General features: G+C 67.5%; 24 protein-coding genes, 1 tRNA gene and 1 riboswitch. Of the genes, 18 read left to right on the top strand and 7 right to left on the bottom strand.

Annotated features, from left to right (window positions below; all coding sequences use genetic code 11):
* Positions 1–35: 35 nt before the first annotated feature.
* From OVA31_RS03225 to OVA31_RS03210, 4 genes are all read left to right on the top strand, one after another.
* Positions 36–1,283: an MCE family protein gene (locus OVA31_RS03225; protein WP_267629679.1), complete on the top strand. Its 1,248-nt coding sequence runs from the start codon at positions 36–38 to the stop codon at positions 1,281–1,283.
* Positions 1,284–1,393: 110 nt separating this feature from the next.
* A tRNA-Met gene (locus OVA31_RS03220) sits at positions 1,394–1,470 on the top strand.
* A gap of 152 nt (positions 1,471–1,622) precedes the next feature.
* Positions 1,623–2,501 carry an S-methyl-5'-thioadenosine phosphorylase gene (locus tag OVA31_RS03215; RefSeq protein ID WP_267629678.1) on the top strand — a complete coding sequence of 293 codons (879 nt, stop codon included), beginning with the start codon at positions 1,623–1,625 and terminating at the stop codon, positions 2,499–2,501.
* Complete coding sequence (locus OVA31_RS03210; RefSeq protein WP_267629677.1) at positions 2,498–3,640, top strand: NAD-dependent epimerase/dehydratase family protein; 1,143 nt, start codon at positions 2,498–2,500, stop codon at positions 3,638–3,640. Before OVA31_RS03215 ends, OVA31_RS03210 begins: the two co-directional genes overlap by 4 nt.
* On the opposite strand, the gene OVA31_RS03205 is transcribed toward OVA31_RS03210, so the two are convergent.
* The 3 genes from OVA31_RS03205 to OVA31_RS03195 are packed head-to-tail and all read right to left on the bottom strand — an operon-like array spanning position 3,538 to position 6,674.
* Positions 3,538–4,569, bottom strand: a complete 1,032-nt coding sequence (locus OVA31_RS03205; protein WP_267629676.1) for a sensor histidine kinase — start codon at positions 4,567–4,569, stop codon at positions 3,538–3,540. The genes OVA31_RS03210 and OVA31_RS03205 overlap by 103 nt on opposite strands.
* 24 nt (positions 4,570–4,593) lie before the next feature.
* The gene (locus OVA31_RS03200; protein WP_267629675.1) at positions 4,594–5,283 is read right to left on the bottom strand and encodes a response regulator transcription factor; all 690 of its coding nucleotides are present in this window, start codon (positions 5,281–5,283) and stop codon (positions 4,594–4,596) included.
* 20 nt (positions 5,284–5,303) lie between these two features.
* Positions 5,304–6,674, bottom strand: coding sequence for a hypothetical protein (locus tag OVA31_RS03195; RefSeq protein ID WP_267629674.1), 1,371 nt, complete (start codon positions 6,672–6,674; stop codon positions 5,304–5,306).
* Positions 6,675–6,790: 116 nt separating this feature from the next.
* Here OVA31_RS03195 and OVA31_RS03190 point away from each other — a divergent pair, with 116 nt between their 5' ends.
* From OVA31_RS03190 to OVA31_RS03165, 6 genes are all read left to right on the top strand, one after another.
* Positions 6,791–7,447 carry a glycosyltransferase family 2 protein gene (locus OVA31_RS03190; protein ID WP_267629673.1) on the top strand — a complete coding sequence of 219 codons (657 nt, stop codon included), beginning with the start codon at positions 6,791–6,793 and terminating at the stop codon, positions 7,445–7,447.
* Positions 7,444–8,136 carry a TIGR04282 family arsenosugar biosynthesis glycosyltransferase gene (locus tag OVA31_RS03185; RefSeq protein WP_267629672.1) on the top strand — a complete coding sequence of 231 codons (693 nt, stop codon included), beginning with the start codon at positions 7,444–7,446 and terminating at the stop codon, positions 8,134–8,136. Before OVA31_RS03190 ends, OVA31_RS03185 begins: the two co-directional genes overlap by 4 nt.
* Positions 8,136–8,819, top strand: a complete 684-nt coding sequence (locus tag OVA31_RS03180) for a class I SAM-dependent methyltransferase (protein ID WP_267629671.1) — start codon at positions 8,136–8,138, stop codon at positions 8,817–8,819. Before OVA31_RS03185 ends, OVA31_RS03180 begins: the two co-directional genes overlap by 1 nt.
* On the top strand, positions 8,816–9,949 hold the full coding sequence (locus tag OVA31_RS03175; protein ID WP_267629670.1) for a molybdopterin-dependent oxidoreductase: 1,134 nt from the start codon (positions 8,816–8,818) through the stop codon (positions 9,947–9,949). The genes OVA31_RS03180 and OVA31_RS03175 overlap by 4 nt, the downstream gene beginning before the upstream one ends.
* On the top strand, positions 9,949–10,374 hold the full coding sequence (locus OVA31_RS03170) for a hypothetical protein (protein ID WP_267629669.1): 426 nt from the start codon (positions 9,949–9,951) through the stop codon (positions 10,372–10,374). The genes OVA31_RS03175 and OVA31_RS03170 overlap by 1 nt, the downstream gene beginning before the upstream one ends.
* 67 nt (positions 10,375–10,441) lie before the next feature.
* The gene (locus OVA31_RS03165; RefSeq protein ID WP_267631384.1) at positions 10,442–11,053 is read left to right on the top strand and encodes an MSMEG_1061 family FMN-dependent PPOX-type flavoprotein; all 612 of its coding nucleotides are present in this window, start codon (positions 10,442–10,444) and stop codon (positions 11,051–11,053) included.
* 52 nt (positions 11,054–11,105) lie between these two features.
* On the opposite strand, the gene OVA31_RS03160 is transcribed toward OVA31_RS03165, so the two are convergent.
* Positions 11,106–11,789 carry an alpha/beta fold hydrolase gene (locus tag OVA31_RS03160; RefSeq protein ID WP_267629668.1) on the bottom strand — a complete coding sequence of 228 codons (684 nt, stop codon included), beginning with the start codon at positions 11,787–11,789 and terminating at the stop codon, positions 11,106–11,108.
* Positions 11,741–11,992, bottom strand: coding sequence for a hypothetical protein (locus OVA31_RS03155; protein WP_267629667.1), 252 nt, complete (start codon positions 11,990–11,992; stop codon positions 11,741–11,743). Before OVA31_RS03155 ends, OVA31_RS03160 begins: the two co-directional genes overlap by 49 nt.
* Before the next feature lie 58 nt (positions 11,993–12,050).
* Here OVA31_RS03155 and OVA31_RS03150 point away from each other — a divergent pair, with 58 nt between their 5' ends.
* The 6 genes from OVA31_RS03150 (at position 12,051) to crcB (ending at position 16,332) form a co-directional block, all read left to right on the top strand.
* Positions 12,051–12,512, top strand: coding sequence for a MarR family winged helix-turn-helix transcriptional regulator (locus OVA31_RS03150; RefSeq protein ID WP_267629666.1), 462 nt, complete (start codon positions 12,051–12,053; stop codon positions 12,510–12,512).
* Positions 12,513–12,552: 40 nt separating this feature from the next.
* The gene (locus OVA31_RS03145; protein WP_267629665.1) at positions 12,553–12,801 is read left to right on the top strand and encodes a DUF2630 family protein; all 249 of its coding nucleotides are present in this window, start codon (positions 12,553–12,555) and stop codon (positions 12,799–12,801) included.
* A gap of 147 nt (positions 12,802–12,948) precedes the next feature.
* The gene (locus OVA31_RS03140) at positions 12,949–14,829 is read left to right on the top strand and encodes a propionyl-CoA synthetase (RefSeq protein WP_267629664.1); all 1,881 of its coding nucleotides are present in this window, start codon (positions 12,949–12,951) and stop codon (positions 14,827–14,829) included.
* A 5-nt stretch (positions 14,830–14,834) separates the two neighbouring features.
* Entirely contained in the window at positions 14,835–15,341 is a 507-nt protein-coding gene (locus OVA31_RS03135) for a DUF6790 family protein (protein WP_267629663.1), read from the top strand.
* A gap of 16 nt (positions 15,342–15,357) precedes the next feature.
* Positions 15,358–15,447: riboswitch (Fluoride riboswitch) on the top strand.
* Positions 15,448–15,466: 19 nt separating this feature from the next.
* A complete protein-coding gene (locus OVA31_RS03130) occupies positions 15,467–15,967 on the top strand; it encodes a fluoride efflux transporter FluC (RefSeq protein WP_267629662.1) in 501 nt (166 codons plus the stop codon).
* Positions 15,967–16,332 carry a fluoride efflux transporter CrcB gene (gene crcB / locus OVA31_RS03125; protein WP_420714134.1) on the top strand — a complete coding sequence of 122 codons (366 nt, stop codon included), beginning with the start codon at positions 15,967–15,969 and terminating at the stop codon, positions 16,330–16,332. The genes OVA31_RS03130 and crcB overlap by 1 nt, the downstream gene beginning before the upstream one ends.
* A 189-nt stretch (positions 16,333–16,521) precedes the next feature.
* On the opposite strand, the gene OVA31_RS03120 is transcribed toward crcB, so the two are convergent.
* Both OVA31_RS03120 and OVA31_RS03115 read right to left on the bottom strand, forming a co-directional pair.
* Positions 16,522–17,745, bottom strand: a complete 1,224-nt coding sequence (locus tag OVA31_RS03120; protein ID WP_267629660.1) for an acyl-CoA dehydrogenase family protein — start codon at positions 17,743–17,745, stop codon at positions 16,522–16,524.
* Positions 17,746–17,768: 23 nt separating this feature from the next.
* Positions 17,769–19,157: an acyl-CoA dehydrogenase family protein gene (locus tag OVA31_RS03115; RefSeq protein WP_420714133.1), complete on the bottom strand. Its 1,389-nt coding sequence runs from the start codon at positions 19,155–19,157 to the stop codon at positions 17,769–17,771.
* Positions 19,158–19,312: 155 nt separating this feature from the next.
* On the opposite strand from OVA31_RS03115, the gene OVA31_RS03110 reads away from it, so the two are divergent.
* Both OVA31_RS03110 and OVA31_RS03105 read left to right on the top strand, forming a co-directional pair.
* The gene (locus OVA31_RS03110) at positions 19,313–19,795 is read left to right on the top strand and encodes a DUF2752 domain-containing protein (protein WP_267629658.1); all 483 of its coding nucleotides are present in this window, start codon (positions 19,313–19,315) and stop codon (positions 19,793–19,795) included.
* A gap of 76 nt (positions 19,796–19,871) precedes the next feature.
* Complete coding sequence (locus OVA31_RS03105) at positions 19,872–20,531, top strand: MBL fold metallo-hydrolase (RefSeq protein ID WP_267629657.1); 660 nt, start codon at positions 19,872–19,874, stop codon at positions 20,529–20,531.
* Positions 20,532–20,540: the final 9 nt, after the last annotated feature.

Here is a 20,540-nt window from a genome sequence, read left to right as displayed (position 1 = left end):
GGCGCCATTGTTCGTCGGGGAAGGCGGTCTCGTTCATGCCACCACTTTCTCGGTTGGCGCGCATGCAGATTGCCGTCGTGGTGGTCCTGGGCTTGGTCGCCACCGCCTATGCGGGGTTTCGGTATGTCCACCTGGAGCATGCCGTCGGTCTCGGTGTCTACACGGTGACGGCGTCGATGAAGGATTCTGGTGGCATTTTCACCAATGCCGAGGTGACGTATCAGGGTGTGCCGGTGGGTCGGGTCGGGAAGTTGACGTTGACCAAGTCGGGTGTGGATGTGGCGTTGGAGCTGAACTCGGGGGGTCCGGAGATTCCGGCGTCGGCGACGGCGGTGGTGGCGAATCGGTCGGCGATCGGTGAGCAGTTCGTGGATTTGCAGCCGACGTCGTCGGAGGGGCCGTTTTTGTCGGATGGGTCGGTGATCACGAAGTCGTCGGTGCCGCCGCCGTTGGAGGATGTGGTGTCGTCGGCGATTGATTTCACGTCGTCGATTCCGGTGGATGATCTGCATACGGTGATCACGGAGTTGGGTAAGGCGTTCAACGGTCAGGGTGAGAATCTGACGCGGTTGGTGGATTCGTTGTCGAAGTTGTCGCGGTCGGGTTATGACTCGTTGGATGAGACGATTTCGTTGATTCAGAACTCGAATGTGGTGCTGGCAACACAAGCCGACCAGTCGGATGCGATTTTGTCGTGGTCGCATAATTTGGATTTGATCACGGCGACGTTGGCGTCGTCGGATCCGGATCTGCGTCGGTTGTTGACGACGGGTACGGCGTCGGCGACGCAGATCTCGGAGTTGTTGCGGCGCAGCGGTGGTGACATCTCCACGGTTGTCCGGCAACTGGCCGGAACGGTGCGCACCGTCGCGCCGACGTCGTTTGCGATCCGTCCTTCTCTGGCAATGCTGTCCCAGCTTTCGGCGAGTAGTCATGCCACCGCGCCGGGTGATGGTCAGATTCATTTCGGCGTGGTGTTGGAGACGAACAACCCGCCGGCGTGTACGCGGGGTTATGAGGGCACCGACGCGATGATCCGGGAGATGAAGCGTAAGGATCCGTCGTTCGACATCCATTACGACGATTTCCCGTTCAACACAAACGCGAAGTGTTCGGTGCCGGTCGGCAACCCGACCGGGGTGCGCGGAGCGGCTCGCGCGGCGTTGGCGAATCCGGAGTCGACACAGCCATGGGACAGCACCCCGAAGAAGGATCCCGAGCGGTTGGATCTCAACCCGCTGGCACAGCAGTTGGCGGCGCTGATGGGAGTCCGCCCGCGATGATGGCCGGGTGCGCCGACGTGTCGGCGATCACACCATCGTCGCAGGTGGCGCCCTATATCGAAGGCGATTTGCATCTGGTCGGAACGGGTGTGTAACGTTGTATTCACCAACGCGGGGTGGAGCAGCTCGGTAGCTCGCTGGGCTCATAACCCAGAGGTCGCAGGTTCAAATCCTGTCCCCGCTACCAACACGAGAACCCCCGCCCGGGACACCCGGGCGGGGGTTCTCGCTTTCCCGGTCCGACGCTGACCTTTGGCCCCCGGCGGGCATCATGACGAAACCGTGACCGATCGGTCACAGGGGTGACGTCGCGCCTCGCAGGCGCGCACCATCGAAGGCATGCACAGCGCGACGGATGATTCCGCACCCGCCATCGGCATCATCGGTGGCACCGGCCTGTACCGGTTCTTCTCCGACGACGACACCGTGATCGAGACGGAGGTGGATACTCCCTTCGGTCCTCCATCCGCGCCACTGCGGGTCGCCACGGTCGATGAGAGACGTCTGGTGTTCCTCCCGCGGCACGGTGCACATCACGAATACCTGCCGCACCGGATTCCCTACCGTGCCAATCTCTGGGCGTTGCGGGCACTGGGCGTCCGGCGTGTGATCGGTGCGTGCGCGGTGGGTGGGCTCCGCCCCGACCACGGACCCGGGACCATCGTGGTCCCGGATCAGCTGATCGACCGCACCACGCAGCGGGCGCAGACCTTCTTCGATCGGCCCGAGATCTGGGCCGGCGCCCAGCGGCCCGACGGCCCGGTGCACGTGCAGTTCGCCGACCCGTACTGTCCGGGTCTCCGGCGATCGCTCGCATCGGCCTCCGACGACGTGATCGACGGCGGGACGATGGTCGTCATCGAGGGCCCAAGGTTCTCCACCCGGGCCGAGAGTCGGTGGTATGCAACCGAAGGTGCTTCGCTGATCAACATGACCGGACAGCCCGAGGCGGTGCTCGCCCGCGAACTGAAGTTGTGCTACTCGGCTGCGTGTCTGGTCACCGACCTCGATGCAGGCATCGAGTCGGGTACGGGGGTCACGGCCGCCCAGGTGTTCGCCGAGTTCGCGAGGAGTCTGCCTCGTCTCGTCGAGGTGATCCGGGCCGCGATCGAGTCCATCGACGCAGGCGCCGAATGTGATTGTGGTGCAGCCGAGCACGACGTGGACTCGCTGTTCGGCGCCGGGCTCGACGTTCGGCCGACGGCTGGTGCGCGATGAGCCGCGTGCTGGTGACCGGTGCCGCGGGCTTCATCGGCTGGCGGATCGCCGAAGTCTTGCGGGCGGCCGATCACGAGGTGGTTGGGGTGGACGCGCTGATCCCTGCCGCGCACCCGGTGGATGCGGAGCTTCCCGACGGCGTGCACCGCGTCGATGTCGCCGACCACGAAGCGATGATCACGCTGCTCGACGGCGTGGACGTGGTGTGCCATCAGGCGGCGATGGTCGGAGCCGGTGTGGACGCATCGGATGCACCCCGCTACGCCCGCGAGAACGACTGGGGCACGGCTCGACTGCTGGCCGCGATGTTCGAGGCCGGTTGTGCGCGACTCGTGTTGGCGTCGTCGATGGTGGTCTACGGTGCGGGGCGCTTTCTGGATGCCGACGGCAGGCCGGTCCACCCGGTCGGCGATCGCAGGCCAGAGGATCTGCGCGCGGGAATGTTCGAGCATCTCCGCGACGGGCAGCCGTTGCGCTGGACCCTCACCGACGAGGGCACACCGTTCGCGCCGAGCACCTCCTATGCCGCCAGCAAATGCGCGCAGGAACACTATGCGCGCGCCTGGTCGGAGCAGACCGGTGGATCGGTCATCGCCCTGCGCTACCACAACGTGTACGGGCCCTGGATGCCCCGGGACACCCCGTATGCCGGTGTGGCATCGGTGTTCCGGTCGCGGCTGGCCGCAGGCCTCGCCCCGCTGGTGTTCGAGGACGGCGGCCAGATGCGCGACTTCGTGCACGTCGACGACGTTGCACAGGCCAATCGCTGTGCGATCGAAGCAACGGATACCGACGGTTTCCAGGCGCTCAACGTCTGTTCGGGAACCCCGATCTCGATCGGGACCGTGGCGCGTCTGCTCTCCGAGGCGGCCCACGGTCCGGCACCCGAGACCACCGGCGGATTCCGGCTCGGCGACGTCCGTCACGTCGTCGCCGATCCTCGACGGGCCCAGGAGCACATCGGCTTTCGGGCCGCGATCCCGCCGGACGTGGGGATCGCGCGCTTCGCCTCCGAACCGCTGCGCAGCTCGGCGGGTCAGGCACCGGCCGGGATGAGCGGCAAGGTCACCTCGAACCGGCTCCCGGAGTCGAGGTTGGACGCGACGATCGACCCCGAGTGGGCGTCGACAAGGCCCTGAGCGATGGCCAACCCGAGCCCGGCGCCGGCGGGCACCCCGTCGATGGCCGAGGGCGTGCGCGACGGGCTGCCCCGATAGGAGGTCTCGAAGATCCGTTCCAGGTCGTTCTCCGGGATGCCGACGCCTGTGTCGTCGACCCGTATCCACGCGGCTCGTTGCGAGCTGCCGAGCGCGACGTCGATCGCACCGCCCGGCGGCGTGTGCGCCACCGCGTTCACGATCAGGTTGGTGAGGATCCGCGACAGCGCCGAGGCGCTGCCGTTGACTGTGACCGCAACGTCGGGGCAGGTCACGCGCACGGCCACCTCGGCTCGCTGAGCGAGAGTGCTTGTCGCGCCGGTCACCTCGTCGACCACCTCGCGCAGGTCGATGGCCTCCATGTCCAGTGTCAGCGCCCCGGCGTTGATCCGCGCCATCTCGAACAGGTCGTCGACCATGCGGGCCAGCCGAACGGTGTGTCGGTCGATCTGCGTCGCGAAGGACGCCACCTCGCCGGGATCGGTGACCACATGGTCGCTCAAAGCCTCCGCCAACGCCTTGATGTCGGCAAGCGGCGTACGCAGATCGTGGCTGACCCAGGCGATCAGTTCACGGCGGGAGCGTTCCGCGGCGCGTTCCTGCTCGCGCATGTGACGTTCCCAGACGGTGCGCCTGGCCTGAAACCGCCCCAGCCACAGGGCCGCCGGAATGGTCACCAACGCGACCGCCGCCAGCACGGCGGCGGTCCGCCAGATGTCGCCGGTGAACATCATGCCGCTGACGCCGAACACGCCGACGAAAGTCGCCGCCATCGGGATGAGCACCATCAACACCATGCTGATCAGCAGCGAGGCACGCCGCATGGCGACCAGCAACAGGGCGCCCGCCAACACCACCGGCGCAGTCCAGGCCAACGCCAGCAACAGGATTCGTACGATCTCGGAATTCATCGGTCGGCACTCATGTACGGAACCTCACGCGTCGCCATCGGCCCGGCATGACCACCGGTATCCACGACCCCACACCGTCTCGATCCGCGACGCGCCGCCGAGCTTGGCACGCAGCCGCTTGACGTGCACCGTCACGGTGGACAGATCCCCGAACCGCCAGCCCCACACCCGCTCCAGCAATTCGTCCCGGGAGAACACCGTGTCGACGTGACCGAGGAAGAAGGTGAGCAGATCGAACTCGCGTTTGGTGGTGGACACCGGATGGCCGGCCACCAGTACCTCACGGGCCGCGAGGTCGACGGACACCCCGCCATCGGACAACTGGCCGGCCGTCGATTCCGCCGTGGCCGCGCTCGCGCGACGCAGCACCGACTGGACGCGCAGGCTCAGCTCGCGCGGGCTGAACGGCTTCGCGACGTAATCGTCGGCACCCGACTCGAGGCCGAGCACCCGGTCCTCGGCCTCCCCGAGGGCCGTCAGCATGATGACCGGCAGGTCTGCATGAACGCCGGAGCGGATGCGGCGGCAGACGTCGATCCCGTCGCCGTCGGGCATCATCACGTCCAGGATCGCCAGATCGACCCGATTCCGCTCGAGTTCGTCGAGGGCCTGCCGACCCGACCCCACCACCATGACGTGCATACCGTCGCGTTCGAGGTAGCGCCGGACCACGTCGGCCACCACGGGGTCGTCGTCGGCGACGAGAATCTGCATGACGTCAGCCCACACCCGTCTCACCAGTACGTCAACACAAGATGATTGACCGCGAGGGCGACGGCCACCTGGGCGCACAGCCACACGCGCTGCCGGCCGACGGGGAGCAGCGCCGTGCTCACCATGGTCCACAGGCTGAAGCCCAGCCAGATCCGTTCGGTCTCGGCCTTGCTCAACGCACTCAGGTCGGCCACGAGGATGGCCACCAGGCCGGCGAGGGAGAGCAGCACGACGGGATGACGCCACATCCGCGATCCGAAGATCCGGCCGAGCCCGGCGGGCACGGCGGGACCGACGGCAAACAGGGTGGCAGCGATGTTCGCCCACCCCCAATACGCGAACGGCCGGATCGAGGCGATGCCCTGGTAATAGCGGTCGACCACCAGTCGATAACCGTCGAACCACCAGAACCCGAAGGCACGGAAGGCGCCGACGACCGCGAGGGCGGCGGGCACGGCAAGGAGCAGCGGCCGTGCCGTACGGGCCGAGATCAGCACGGCCAGCACGACGAATCCGATCAGCACGAGCCCGTAGTTGAGGAAGATCGAGAACCCGAGGAACACACCGCCGAGAAGGCCGGCAACGGCTGCGCCGACACCGTGACGGTCCGTCGCCATCGCGACGAATGCGACACCCCACGCCGCCACCGCCATGAAGTATCCGTCGGCGGACACCCCCACCCAGACGAGACCGGGAAACAGCGCCAGGAACGGCGCACACCGGCGTGCCCAGTCCTCCGCACCGAGATTCCGGAGCGTGACCATCACCGCGACGAGGGCGCTGCATCCGGTCAGCACACACCAGATCCCCGCCCAGCCGCCGCCGCCGAGACCGAGCCGGTCGAGCCACACGAAGGTGATGAGCGCCCCGGGTGGATGACCCGACACGTGGGTGGTCCAGGAGTCCGGCTGAAAGTCGAGGATGCGACCCGAGAATGTCGCGAGCATGCCCGGGATACTGTGCACGCCCGGCACTTCCGACAGATACTCGTCGGGACGGACGAGTCGTCCGGCGATGCCGCGCTGCCATCCGTCGATCAACGCCAGGCTCAGCGACCACAGCACGGCGGTGACCCACACGGTGATCGTGAGGGTCCTCCACCGGAGTCGAGATGCCCAGCCGGGCAACAGCATCACCGCGGCGGCAGCGATCAGGACGGCGGGGATCGAACCCGGACCGACGTGCGGGCTCCATTGCCCGAACAGCGGTGCGGCCCCGGCGAAGATCCGGCCCCGCAATGCGTCGCCCATGGTGATCGGTACGACGACAGCCGCGACCACCAGTGCGATGGCGACAGAGACCCACACGACGTCGCTGCGCACGATGCCGCGGCGGTGCACGGGTTCTGCGGTGTGCACAGGGGTGTCGGGGGGTGCCGTCGGTGACCTCACATGACCCACCGTAGGAGCGGGGGTGGCGCGACGACAGGGGTCCGGACGCGACGTCACACTTCCGTCACCGCCCGAACCCTGTTCACCGGCGGCAACCGCTCATAGCGTGGGGATTCATGAGCGATGTCGACGTATCCGTCATCATTCCCTGCCGAAACGAGCGCGGGGCGATCGTCTCTGTCCTGGAAGGGATTCCGAATGGGTTCGAGGCGATCGTGGTGGACAACGGTTCCACCGACGGCACGGCGGACGTGGTGGCCGAGCTCGGTGTGCGGGTGATCGTCGAACCGCGGCCCGGATACGGATCGGCCGTTCATGCCGGGGTACTGGCGGCGCAGCGACCTATCGTCTGCACCATCGACGGAGACGGGTCGATGTCGCCGGCTGAGCTGCCCGGCCTGGTCGACCGGCTGGGCGCGGGGGCCGATCTGGCCGTCGGCCGGCGTCGACCCACCGGGCCCGAGGCGTGGCCTGCCCATGCGCGTGCCGGGTCGGCCGCCGTCGCATGGTGGCTCCGTCGACGATACGGATTGCCGGTCAACGACATCGGTCCCATGCGGGCGATCGAGCGCGAGCGACTGCTGGCCCTCGGGATCGAGGATCGGCGCTCGGGATACCCGGTCGAACTGCTCGTGCGCGCAGCACGATCCGGCCTGCGGGTGTCCGAGTGTGCGGTCACCTACACGCCGCGAACCGCAGGACGCTCCAAGGTGTCCGGCTCCATCGCCGGATCGGTGCAGGCGGGCCGGGACTTCCTGGCGGCCTTGTCATGAGACCGTCGGCCATCAGCAACACCGACGCCGTGCTCATCGTGGCCAAGGCACCGATTCCGGGTGCGGCGAAAACCCGACTCATCCCGAGATTCGGTCCGCGGGCGGCCGCCGACCTCGCCGCGGCCGCGCTCGTCGACACCGTCCGAACGGCCTGCACGACCGGCGCGGAGGTCATCGTCGCGATGGTCGGCGAACCGGCGCACGGTGCCCGGCCCGCCGAACTCGCGGATCTGCTGCGTCACTGCACGGTGATCGGCCAGCGCGGCGACACCTTCGGGCAGCGCCTCCGCAACACCCACGTCGACGCGGTCGCCCTCGGCGTCGACCGGGTGCTGCAGATCGGCATGGACACACCGCAGGTGACGGCGCACGATCTCCGGACGGGCCTGGGTCTTTTGCGTTCGGGGACCGCCGTCCTCGGGCCCGCCGTCGACGGAGGCTGGTGGGCATTGGGACTCGTCGGTGCACGCGGAGCGGATGTCCTGCCCGACGTCCCGATGTCCACCCCGGACACCTGCGCCGGTACCGAATACGGGCTTCGTCGCGACGGGCTGCTGGTGCGACCACTGCGTACCCTCGTCGATGTCGATCGGCCCGACGACGTCGCGGCGGTGGCCGGACTCTGTGTGCCGCAGAGCGCATTCGCGATCGCAGTGCGGACGCTTCACCCGTTCGGTGTGAGCGCCTGATGACGGCCGCGCCCGACCACGACCCGATAGGCCTGCCAGGTCCGTCCGACGTGCCACCGACACACGATCTGATGCTGCGTGCCGATGCGTGTTTCCTCAGGCATGCCGATGGCACACTGGATCGGCTGCCGGTGTCACGGTGGCGTGGTGAGTCGACGGATCCGGGTGATCGGATGTTCGACGAGGAGCTGGTCTCACGGTGTCCGGGTACCACCATCGATCTCGGCTGCGGTCCGGGACGTTTCGTCGCGGCGCTGACGGCCCGGGACCGGGTCGCGCTGGGCGTGGATCATTCCCGTGCGGCGGTCGCAGAGACGCGACGTCGGGGAGCGGTCGCGCTCTGCCGCAACATCTTCGACAGGCTTCCCGGCGAGGGCCGCTGGCAGAACGTGCTGGTGATGGACGGAAACATCGGCATCGGCGGGGACCCGACCAGGGTGCTGCGACGAGCCGCCACCTTGATCGCTCCCGCGGGGGTGGTCCACGTGGAACTCGATCCCGACGTGGAACACGTCGACCACCAGACCGTCCGGCTGGAGTCGGGCGGGTCAGTCGGCCCCTGGTTCCCCTGGGCGCGGCTGGGTGTCCTGGGGCTCGAGGACGCGGCGCACCAGGGTGCGCTCGAGGTCCGATCGATTCGTCGGATCGCTGAACGCGAAGTGGCGGAACTGGTCTCGCGATGAACTCGGCGGTCGAGACGGACGAAGCGGAAGGCGAACGGCGATTTCGCGCCACCCGCGTGGGACTCGCGCTGGCCACCTGCTTCGCGATCTGTTTCGTGACCGGGCTGTTTAGTAACTGGATTCAGCATCCGCCGGGGTGGTTCGCCTGGCAGTCGACGCCGGTGTGGCTGTACCGCACCACACAGGGAGTTCACGTCCTCTCCGGGATCGCCGCGATACCTCTGCTGCTGATCAAACTCGGAGTGGTCTACCGCAAGCTCTTCGAGGGGCCACTCATCGGATCGCCGGTGCGTCTCATCGAGCGGCTGTCGATCGCGGTGCTGGTGTCGGCGAGCATCTTCCAACTGCTGACCGGCCTGCTCAACATCGCCCAGTGGTATCCATGGCGCTTCTTCTTCACGACGACCCACCACGCGATGGCCTACATCGTGATCGGGGCACTGCTGGTGCATATCGCGGTGAAGCTGCCGATCATCCGCGTCGCACTGGGTGAGGCCGAGCGCGAACGGGCGGTCGACGACACCGCGCGACGAAGGCCCGGTGGCATCGACCGTCGTACGGTCCTGTTGGGGGCCGGAGGCGCCGTCGCGGTGGCGGTGGCTGCCTTCGCCGGGCAGACCGTGCCCGCACTCCGGCGCGTCGCGGTGTTCGCGCCCCGTAGCGGTGCCGGTCCGCAGGGACTCCCGGTGAATCGCACCGCCGAGCAGGCGCAGGTGACCATGGCCGCCACCGCCGACTCCTACCGTCTCGCGGCCTCCGGCCCGGCCGGCGACGTCTCCTGGGATCTGGCTGCCCTCCGCGCCCTGCCGCAACACACGGAGTCGCTACCGATCACCTGCGTCGAGGGCTGGAGTGCGGACGCAGTGTGGTCGGGGGTGCGCCTGCGTGACCTGGTCCGGGCGGTCGGCGGGACCGTCGGCGCGCCGGTGCGGGTGATCTCGCTGGAGCGAGGGCCGTACGCGGTCAGCATGGTGCCGTCCTCCCACGCGGCCGATCCCCGCACACTGCTCGCCCTGCGCCTGCACGGTGCCGACCTCGACATCGACCACGGCTTCCCGGTCCGGCTCATCGCCCCGAATCTGCCGGGCGTCATGCAGACGAAGTGGGTCGGCAGGATCGAGGTGTCGTGATGGTGATGCGGATGTTCCGGATCGGTCTGGTGCTGACCGGGTGCGTGCTCGTCGTCCGCGGGCTGATGTTGATCTGGTCGTTCTCCTCAGGCGATCAACTCTCGATCGTGCTGTGGCTGGCGGCTGGGCTCCTGGCCCACGACTTGGTCTTCGCCCCGCTGTGTCTGCTCGTCGCCGCGACCACGCGCCGCGCACTCCCACCCGCATGGTGCACCCCCGTGTTGGTCGCGCTGGCATATACGAACTTGCTGGTCCTGCTCGCTTTGCCGGTGCTCGCACCACGCCCGGCGGGCGAGCGGCCGGTCAATTCGACCATCCTCGATCGCCCATTCGGATGGGGCCTGACCATCGCGGTCCTGCTGGTATGGGCGGTTCTCGGCGTCGTGATGGTGGCCTCGGCGCGCCGTCGCCGGGCGTCGACGTGACGCACCTGTCCGCACGCGTGCGGACAGGATTTCGTCGGGTGCACGGCGTGGTGAGACCATGGGTGCCGTGGAGATCACCACCGAGGAGCAACTGCGCGGGATAGTCGGCCATCCGCACGAGACCGTCGTGACCAAGGTCCGGTCGTCGCTGCATCAGGTCCACATCGACTGGCTGGCGGCGACCCCGATCGTGTTCCTCGCGACGTCTGATGCATCCGGTGGACTCGATGTGTCCCCGAAGGGGGATCCGCCCGGCAAGGTGGTGCATGTGATCGGCGAGACGCGGATCGCCATCCCGGAACGTCCCGGCAATCGGCGGGTCGACGGCTACCTCAACATCCTGCAGAATCCGCACATCGGGACCATCGCAGTGATCCCGGGTCGCGGGGACACGCTGCGGATCAACGGCTCGGCTCGGATCGTCGACGACGGGGACTACTTCGACCGGCTCGCCGTGAAGGACCGGCGGCCGATCCTGGCGGTCGAGATCGACATCGAAGAGATCTTCTTCCACTGCTCCAAGGCGTTCCTGCGATCGGATCTCTGGTGTCCCGACACCTGGCGACCGGAAGCGCTGCCCAGCACGGCGAAGATCACCAAGACGCTGATGCCGGAACTCGACGAGGCAGAGCTAGAAGAAGGGTTTGCGGAGGCCAATTTCCGCAAGTGGCTGTACTGATCTCTCAGTACTGATCCCGCCGCACCGCCTGGTGTCACGGGCGTCCCGGGCGTCAGCCAAGCGAATCGGATAGGACCCGACCGAGTTCGTCCGCAGGAGCCATGGGCAGCGTGTGATGGGTGCCGGACGAGAGCATCACGACCGATGCCGACGGCAGCAATGCGCCGACGCGATCGGCGATCCGGGCAGGATGGTGCACCTTGCTGCCCGGTGCGAGCACGACGGTGACCGGGTGGCCGGCCAGTCGTGACAGCAGTTCACCACTCGGACGGCGCGGCACCACCGCGCGCGACGCCGGGAACGCCGCGCCTTTCGTGATCAGCGTGAGCCATTCCGGATCGAGCGACGCATGATCCGTCTCCCACGACACCAACCGCCGCTCGCGCTCCTCGGTCGGGTGTACGAGCAGTGGCAGCGCACGCATCAGATACCGCGGACTCATGCCGGCGAAGCACGAGTTCGGATCGAGAAGGACCAACCTGCCGATTGCTGCCGGCTCACGCAGTGCGTGGGCCAACGCGATCATCGCGCCATACGAATGTCCGACGACATCGACCTGGCCGGCGTCGACGCCGACGCCGACGCCGGATAGAACGCTGTGGATCCACTCGCCGAGGTCGGCGGGCGACCGGAGCCGCTCGCCGCCATTGCGACTGCGGCCCGGCTGGCCGACGAGGTCGGGCGCGATCACGTGGTGATCTCGCCCGAGATCGTCGACGACCGACGTCCACGCCATGGCGGTCGCGCCGCCGCCGTGCAGCAGAAGGAGCGGTGGCGCATCGGCGGGGCCGCACGTGTGACCCGGGTGCTACCGAATCGTCCCGGAAGGTCGACTGTCACCGTCCCGGACGGCCATCGGTCCAACAGCCGATCGTAGGCGCCGAAGAACGCAACACCATCCGGGGTGGAAGCAAAGGCGGCCAGATCTGCTCGGGACACGAAATTCTCCTCGGTGATCAACTATCTTGATGATCAAGATATCGCGGGAGGCGTGGGGATGACAGATGTCGAGCGGCCGGAACTCGATCTCATCCACCGGATCCGCGCGCTCACCATCCGACTCGACCTCCTCGGTGCGTCGTTCGCCGGCCGGAATCGAATGCACCCGACGGATGTGCGCGCGCTCATCGCACTCCTCGATGCCGAACGGGACGGGCGTGCCGCGAGCCCCGGCGAGCTTGGCTCGCAACTCCAGCTCAACAGCGCGTCTGTGACCGCACTCGTCGACCGCTTGGAACGCGCGGATCTCGTTGCTCGCGAGCGTGTTCCGGGCGATCGTCGACGGGTCAGGCTGACCGTCACGGATCGGGCGCGAGAGCTGGGATGGGAGTTCTTCGGCCCACTGATCGAGCGCGCGCTGGGTGTCGTGGACGAGTTCTCCGAGGCCGAACTCGACGTCGTCCGACGGTTTGTCACCGCATTGGATTCGGCAGTGGGGGAGGCGGACACGTCCACCTGATCCCGCGCCGGAAGCCGGTGGCCGGGTCTACCGTGGGGGTATGGCCACCGACAAGACGATCCATGGGCACATCACCGACCTGATCGCCGAGGAGCGCGACCTGCGCGACAGGATGGGGCGGGGTGAGATCTCCCGCGACGAAGAGAACAGTCGGCTCCGCGAGGTCGAGGTGTCGCTCGACCAGTGCTGGGATCTGCTGCGTCAACGGCAGGCCAAGCGCGACGCCGGTGCCGACCCCGACGACGCCTCGGTACGGCCCGCGGACGTCGTCGAGAAGTACCTGGACTGACGAGCGTCGGGCGCCGCATCGGCCGCCGACAGCCGCGTCTGCCCGAAGCCGGGAACCGACATCGCGGCAACGGTCACATGGCTACGCTCGTAGCGATGTGCGGCACCCATCGGTGTGATGCACGGTGCGCGAGTGAGAGGGGCGACGATGGGTCGATACAGCGAGGCGTTCGCACAGGCGAGTGATGACCGGGAGAGATTCTGGCTGACGGCGGCCGAGGGCGTGGATTGGGTCTCCCCGCCCACCACGGCGCTCGACGATTCCGCTGCGCCGTTCTACCGCTGGTTTCCCGACGGGACACTGAACACGTCCTACAACGCCTTGGATCGCCACGTCGAGGCCGGGCACGGAGATCGCACCGCACTGATCTGGGATTCGGCGATGATCGGCGCGACCCGGACGTTCAGCTACGCCCAACTGCTCGACGAGGTGTCGCGGTTTGCCGGGGTTCTCGCGGCGAATGGCGTGGCCGCGGGTGATCGGGTGGTGATCTACATGCCGATGATCCCGGAGGCCGCGATCGCGATGCTCGCGTGTGCCCGGATCGGGGCGGTGCACTCGGTGGTGTTCGGCGGCTTCGCGGCACCCGAGTTGGCGAGCCGCATCGACGACGCCGAACCTGTCGCGATCGTCACCGCGTCCGGTGGCCTGGAACCAGGTCGATCGGTTCCGTATCTGCCGATGGTGGCTCGCGCCGTCGAACTGGCCTCGTCTCCGCCGGCGACGATCGTTGTCAAGAGTCGGCCCGAGATCACCGGCAGCGCAGCCGATCACGACGGCTGGCTCGACTGGGACGCGGCGATGGCCGATGCGCGCCCGGTGGGTCCGGCGACGGTGTTTGCGACGGACCCGCTCTACATCCTGTACACGTCGGGGACCACCGGGAAGCCCAAGGGAGTGGTCCGCGACAACGGTGGCCATGCCGTCGCACTCACCTGGTCGATGGGCAACATCTACGGTATCGAGCCGGGCGACGTGTGGTGGACGGCGTCGGACGTCGGCTGGGTGGTCGGGCACTCCTATATCGTCTACGGGCCGTTGCTGATCGGTGCGACGACGGTGATGTACGAGGGCAAGCCGGTCGGGACGCCCGACGCCGGGGCATTCTGGCGGGTCATCGCCGATCACGGTGTCCGCGCACTGTTCACCGCACCGACCGCGATCCGTGCCATCCGCAAGGCGGATCCGGACGCGGCCGAACTCGCGCGGTACGACACATCCTCTCTGCGAACACTGTTCGCAGCAGGCGAGCGGCTGGACCCGGATACCTTCGGGTGGGCCACCCGCGTGCTCGGGGTTCCCGTCGTCGACCATTGGTGGCAGACGGAGACGGGCTGGGCGATCGCGGCGAATCTCCGTGGGCTGGAACCGATGCCACTGAAGGCCGGATCGCCGACCGTGCCGGTGCCGGGCTACCGCATCGGGGTCGTCGATGCCGAGGGCACGCAGCTCGCGGCGGGGGAGGAGGGGAACATCGTCATCGAACTGCCCCTTCCGCCGGGCACGTTGGCCGGCCTGTGGCACGACGAGGAGCGGTTCCGTGCCTCGTACCTGTCCGCGTTCGAGGGTTATTACCTGACAGGCGATTCCGGCTATGTGGATGCCGACGGCTACGTCTTCGTGCTCGGGCGTTCCGACGACGTCATCAATGTCGCCGGACATCGCCTGTCCACCGGCAGCATCGAGGCCGTGGTCGCGTCGCACCCGGCGGTCGCGGAGTGCGCGGTGATCGGCATCCACGACGACCTCAAGGGGCAGCGTCCGAGCGGTTACGTGGTCCTCAAGGCGGGAGTCGAGATCGAACCGGACACGTTGCGGGACGAACTGGTCGCCATGGTGCGTGACGAGATCGGCGCCGTTGCCACTTTCCGCGACGTCACGATCGTGCCGGCCCTGCCGAAGACCCGGTCGGGCAAGATCCTGCGCAAGACGATGCGTCAGATCGCCGACCACGAGCACTACACGGTGCCCTCGACCATCGAGGATGCCGACGTGCTGGCGGATCTGGCGAAGCAACTGGGCGGCTGACGGCGGTGGCCGACGTCGACGCGGGTACCGGCCTCGACAGGGCGCTGAGGCTGTCGATCCGGGTCATCCCGTTCGTGGGTCTGATCGGCACGGTCGTGTCCACCGCCATCGACGCAGCCACTGCGGGTGGCGATCTCGGCGCCGACCTCCTGGCGAATTCGATTCTCTGGATGATCGGCGTGCAGGGATGGATGACCGGCTTCGGGCACATGTTCTTCGGCGAGCCGATCGCCGAGTCCATCGGCTGGCCGGCGAAGACGCCCTGGCAGTGGGAGGTGGGACTGGCGAGTCTCGCGACAGGTGTCCTCGGCGTGATCGCCTCGGCATTCGGCACCGAGTTCTGGCTGGCCACGATCATCGCCTTCGCGGTGTTCTATCTCGGGGCGGCTGTGGGCCACGTGCGAGAGATGGTGGTACACCGCAACTTCGCAGCAGGCAACGCCGGGCCGATCTTCTTCTTCGACGTGATCGTGCCGATCTATCTGATCGTGTTGTACGTGGTCGTCACGTGAGCTCGGCGGGTATAGGGTGTCGATGGGTGATGGATCTCGCCCGGGTTGACGGCCGCAGCCGTCGATGCCCGAACCGCCGCTGTCGGCTGATGGTTCCTGTTCCGATTGACGGATAGGGCTGCTGCATGGGTTCAGATCACTCCTCGGATCGTTCACGTCCGGACGATCCGCACGCCGAGCTCCCCCTCGATCCAGATGTGGTCCGCCCACTGCACCTGCGGGTTGGCGCGCTTGCCTGGGTCTTTGCCGGTGGTATGGCCGGGACGGGTCTGCGCTACGGGGTCGAGCAGTTGCTGCCGGCGGAGGGGACCGGGTGGCCGTGGGGCACATTCCTGGTCAACGTGCTGGGCGCGTTCCTCCTCGGTGCGCTACTCGAAGGCCTGGTGCTCGCCGGTGACGACGACGGATGGCGCCGCCGCACGCGGCTCCTCGCCGGTACCGGCTTCTGCGGTTCCTTCACCACCTACAGCACTTTCGCGCTCGAGGCGTCGTTGCTCACGCACCGCGGCGCGCCGCTGGTCGCCGTCGGTTACGGGGTGACGACGGTGATCGTCGGGCTGATCTGTGCATGGCTCGGGATCGCGGTGGCGGGCAAGCTGTTGCCTCGGGGCGGTGACGTGTCGTGATGGTGGTCGCGGTGATGCTCGCCGGCGCTGTGGGTGCGGTGGCCCGTTTCGTCCTGGACGGCGCGATCAAACAGTGGCGGCCGACGACCTTCCCCTGGGCGACGTTCATCATCAACGTGAGCGGTTCGCTGCTGCTGGGGTTCTTGGCCGGTCTGGTCATGTTCCACTCCGCTCCGACGGGATGGCAGACGGTCGTCGGGACCGGATTCTGCGGTGGTTACACGACTTTCAGTACGGCCAGTTTCGAGACGGTCCGGCTGGCAGAACAGCGTCGGACCGGGGCGGCGGCGGTATATGCGATCGGGTCGTTGCTGTTGAGTTCGCTGGCGTGCGGGTTGGGATTAGTGCTGGCATGGGCGATCTGATGATGCCCAACCGGCCGGGTGGTGAGCCGTCGGTCGAGTAGGCGACCGCTTGGCTTCGTCGGTCGAGTAGGCGACGAGCGTAGCGAGGAGGCGTATCGAGACCAGCCCTCGTGTGAGAGTTGGTCTCGATACGACACTCACTTCGTTCGCGCCTACTCGACCGGCGGATGGACGGTGCGGTGAGCCCGACTACTTCAGCTCGGTACTGCTCTTGTTGAGCACGCGGCGCGCGATGATCAGGTTCTGGATCTGCTGGGTACCTTCGAAGATGTCCAGGATCTTCGAGTCACGGGCCCACTTCTCCACCAGCAGTCGTTCCGAATATCCCAGCGTGCCGGTCAATTCCACCACCTTGTTGGTGATGTCGGTCCCGGTGCGCCCGGCCTTCGCCTTGGACATCGAGGCCTCGAGGGAGTTCGGCTCCTTGTTGTCGGCCATCCATGCGGCTCGCATCGTGTGCAGATACGACGCCTCGAAATCGCTTTCCATCCGGATGAACTCGGCGGCGGCGGCGTGCTGGTCGGCGGCCGGGCGGTCGTAGTCGATCTCGATGCCGGCCTCTTCCAGGATGCGCCGCAGCTCTTCGAGCGCGGCGCGGGCGACGCCCACGGCCATACCCGCGACCATCGGTCGCGTGTTGTCGAAGGTCTGCATGACGCCGCCGAAGCCCTTCTTGGTGTCCACCTCCGGCGACCCCAGCAGGTTGTCCTTGGGGATGCGGCAGTTCTCGAAGCGGATGACCGCGGTGTCGGAGACGCGGATGCCGAGCTTGTGTTCGAGGCGGACGACCTCGACGCCCGGATGTTCGCGCGGCACCACGAAGCTCTTGATGGCGGCACGGCCCAGGCTCTTGTCGACCGACGCCCACACCACGATGTGCGTGGCGCGCGAACCCGCGGTGACGAAGATCTTCTCGCCGTTGAGGACGTAGTCGTCGCCGTCGGGGGTTGCGGTGGTGGACACGGCAGCCGAGTCCGAACCGAAGCTGGGCTCGGTGATCGCCATCGCGGCCCACACCTTGCCGAAGTTCTTCAGCTGCTCGTCGGTCGCGACGGCGGCGATCGCCGCGTTGCCCAGCCCCTGATAGGGGATGGTCAGCATCAAGCCGACGTCGCCCCATGAGGTTTCCATCGTGTTGATCACCGACTGCATGTTGCCGCCGTTGACCACCGCGCCCTCGGGCTTCGGCCGGTCCGACTTCTTCTGGCTGCGACCGCCGTCCGCGCCCGCACCGGCCTGCCCGGCCTCGGCGAGACCGTCGTAGAGGCTCGCGAGGGTGTCGAGTTCGACGGGATATTCGTGCTCGCGCAGGTCGTACTTGCGTGAGATCGGCCGGAAGATCTCCGCGGCCGCCTGGTGGGCCTGGTCGATCGTCGCGCCCAGCTTCTTGGGGAGTTCGAGATTGATGCTCATGTCAGTTGTCCCTGTTCCGGCCGTCAGAGGACGACGATGCCTTCGCCGATGCCTGCGCCACGCAGGTCGCGGTACCAACGCTCCACGGGATGCTCCTTGGTGAAGCCGTGGCCGCCGAGCAACTGGACACCGTCGAGACCGATCTGCAGCCCCTTGTCGATGGTCAGCTTGCGGGAGAGCGCCGCCTCACGGGCGAACGACAATCCCTGCTCGGCGCGCGCCGCGCCGCGCAGCGTGACCAGCCGGATCGAGTCGACCTCGGTCGCGATGTTGGCGACCATGAAGGCCACTGCCTGGCGGTTGGAGATCGGCTCACCGAACGCCTCGCGCTCGTTGACGTAGGGGATCACGTAGTCGAGGACGGCCTTTGCGGTACCGGCGGCCAGCGCCGACCAGCCCAGCCGCGACAGGCGCACGACGTCGCGGTAGGCGGCGGTGGCGGCCTCGCCCTCGGTCCCTCCGAGGAGTGCGGATTCCGGCACGGCGACGTCCTGCAGCAGCAGGCGTCCCATGCCCGCGGCACGCACGCCCATACCCGGGTCGGCCTCGACGATCAGGCCCCTCGTGTCGGACTCGACGATGAACAGCGCGGGCCGGCCGTCGAGCTGCGCGCCGACGATGAAGAGTTCGGATGATCCGGCCGCGGGTACGAACGACTTCACCCCGTTGAGGCGGTAGCCGCTGGGCACCCGGGTGGCCTTGGTCTCGAGCGCGAAGGCGTCGAAGAGCGGACGCGGCTCGGCGATCACGACCGCCGACTGCGGCACGTTCTCACCGGCGAAGTCGGGCAGGTAGGTGCGCTGCTGCTCGTCGGTGCCGAAATTGGTCAGGGTGGTCGCGACCCCGCTCGGCGCGAGCAGCGGAAGCGCGAGACCCATGTCGCCGTAGGCCATCGACTCGGCGACCAATGCGTTGGTCACCACGCCCCGCTCGGATGCGGCGCCCTCGAACTCCTCCGGGACGTTGATCATGGTGATGCCGAGCTCAGCCGACCGCTTGAGGATCTCCTCGGGCGCGGCGGCGGCGTTGTCGGCGTCGTAGGCGGCCGGGCGCAGGATCTCGACGGCGAATTCCTTCACCGTCTCGGCGATCATCTGCTGCTCGTCGTCCGGGTTGAGGTTGAAGTAGTCCTTCGGCGCAGTCGTCAGACGCTTCGCCTGACCGGAACCGCCGCCCTGGGCCGCCTTGAACGCCCGGTTCGCGGCCCCGAGGGTCTGGAAGCCCGTCTTGGTGCCCTGGAACGCGATCCGGTTGATGGGCTCGCGGATCTTGTACTTCTCCGCGAACTCGGATCCGGTCACCGTCGTCAGCACGCGCATTGCGGTACCGATGAACGAACGTGGGTGCGGATTCTTTCCGACGGCGGAGGTGTCGCGCGGTTCGGTGTGCCGCGACTCGGTCTGTGAGGTCATGATCACCAGCTGTTTCTCGGGCGGTTGGGGCCGCGTCCGGACGGACTCGCGACCCGATCTTACTCGGTAGTAAGTACTGACCTTACTATCCGGTAAGGAGCTTGTCACGCAGCTCGCCGATGACGATGCCGTCACGATCGATCTACGCTGGTCGGGTGACTTCGGGCGAGCAGGCGACGGTGTCGTCGAGTCGATCTGCCGAGCCCGGGCGCCTCGGTGGGGCCGGCCGTCTGACCGTAGCCGCTGTCGGTGCCGCGGGACTCACGGCGCTCGGGCTCGCGACCGTACTCGGCCCCCAGGTGGTCGACCGCGGCCCAATCCTTTGTCCGTTCCTTCGGATCACCGGATTACCCTGTCCGGCCTGCGGGCTCACCCGCAGTTGGGTCGCACTCGGGCACGGCGACGTGGGGTCGGCGTTCTCGTTCAACGCCTTCGGGCCGCTGTTCATGCTCGTGGTCGCGGTCGTCACCGTCGTCGCGATCGGCTCGCTGGTGACCGGACGTCCGGCTCTCACGCAAGTGCAGCGCACGCTCACGAGTCCGGTCGCCCTGGCCGTCCTGGTGGTCTGGTTCGGCTACGGGATCGCCCGTGCCGTCGACGCCGGATTCGGGTGGGGAGTCTTTCCCGCGATCACGTGACCGTGGTGAGCCGGTGGGTGTGGCGCGGTGAGTGTCGCGACGTGACGTCGGCGTGGGTCGGGAGCAGAGTGGACCCATGCAGATCACTCACTTCGGTCATTCGTGCGTCCTGGTGGAGATCGACGGAACCAAGATCCTCTTCGACCCGGGCAATTTCTCCCACGGATTCGACGGCGTCACCGGGCTGGACGCGATCCTGATCACCCATCAGCATCCCGACCATTGCGACATCGCCCGGTTGCCCGACCTCGTCGCGGCCAATCCGGACGCGATCCGCTACGCGGACCCGCAGACCGCGTCACAGCTCAACGGCGACGACGTCGCGGGACCGTGGCAGACCGCCAACGCAGGGTCGCATGTACAGATCGGGGCGGTCACGGCGCGTTTCACCGGGGGCCGCCACGCCGTCATCCATCCCGAGATCCCGGTGATCGACAACGTCGCCTACGTCCTCGACACGAAGTCGATGACGGGCCGGTTCATGCATCCCGGCGATTCGTTCTACATCCCGTTCGAGACCGTGGATGTGCTGGCGCTGCCGTCGGCGGCGCCCTGGATGAAGCTGAGCGAGTCGGTCGATTACCTCCGCGCGATGGCACCGCGCGTCGCCGTGCCGATTCACCAGGCGATCCTGTCCGACGCCGGCACCGGCATCCACTACGGGCGGCTGTCCGAGATGAGGGACGCCGCCACCGAGTTCGTGGTCCTCGACGAGGAGTCGGCCACGGATCTCTAGCCGCCCGAT

This window comes from Gordonia sp. SL306 (assembly GCF_026625785.1).
Lineage (GTDB): Bacteria > Actinomycetota > Actinomycetes > Mycobacteriales > Mycobacteriaceae > Gordonia.
This window is presented reverse-complemented; position numbering and strand designations above follow the sequence as displayed.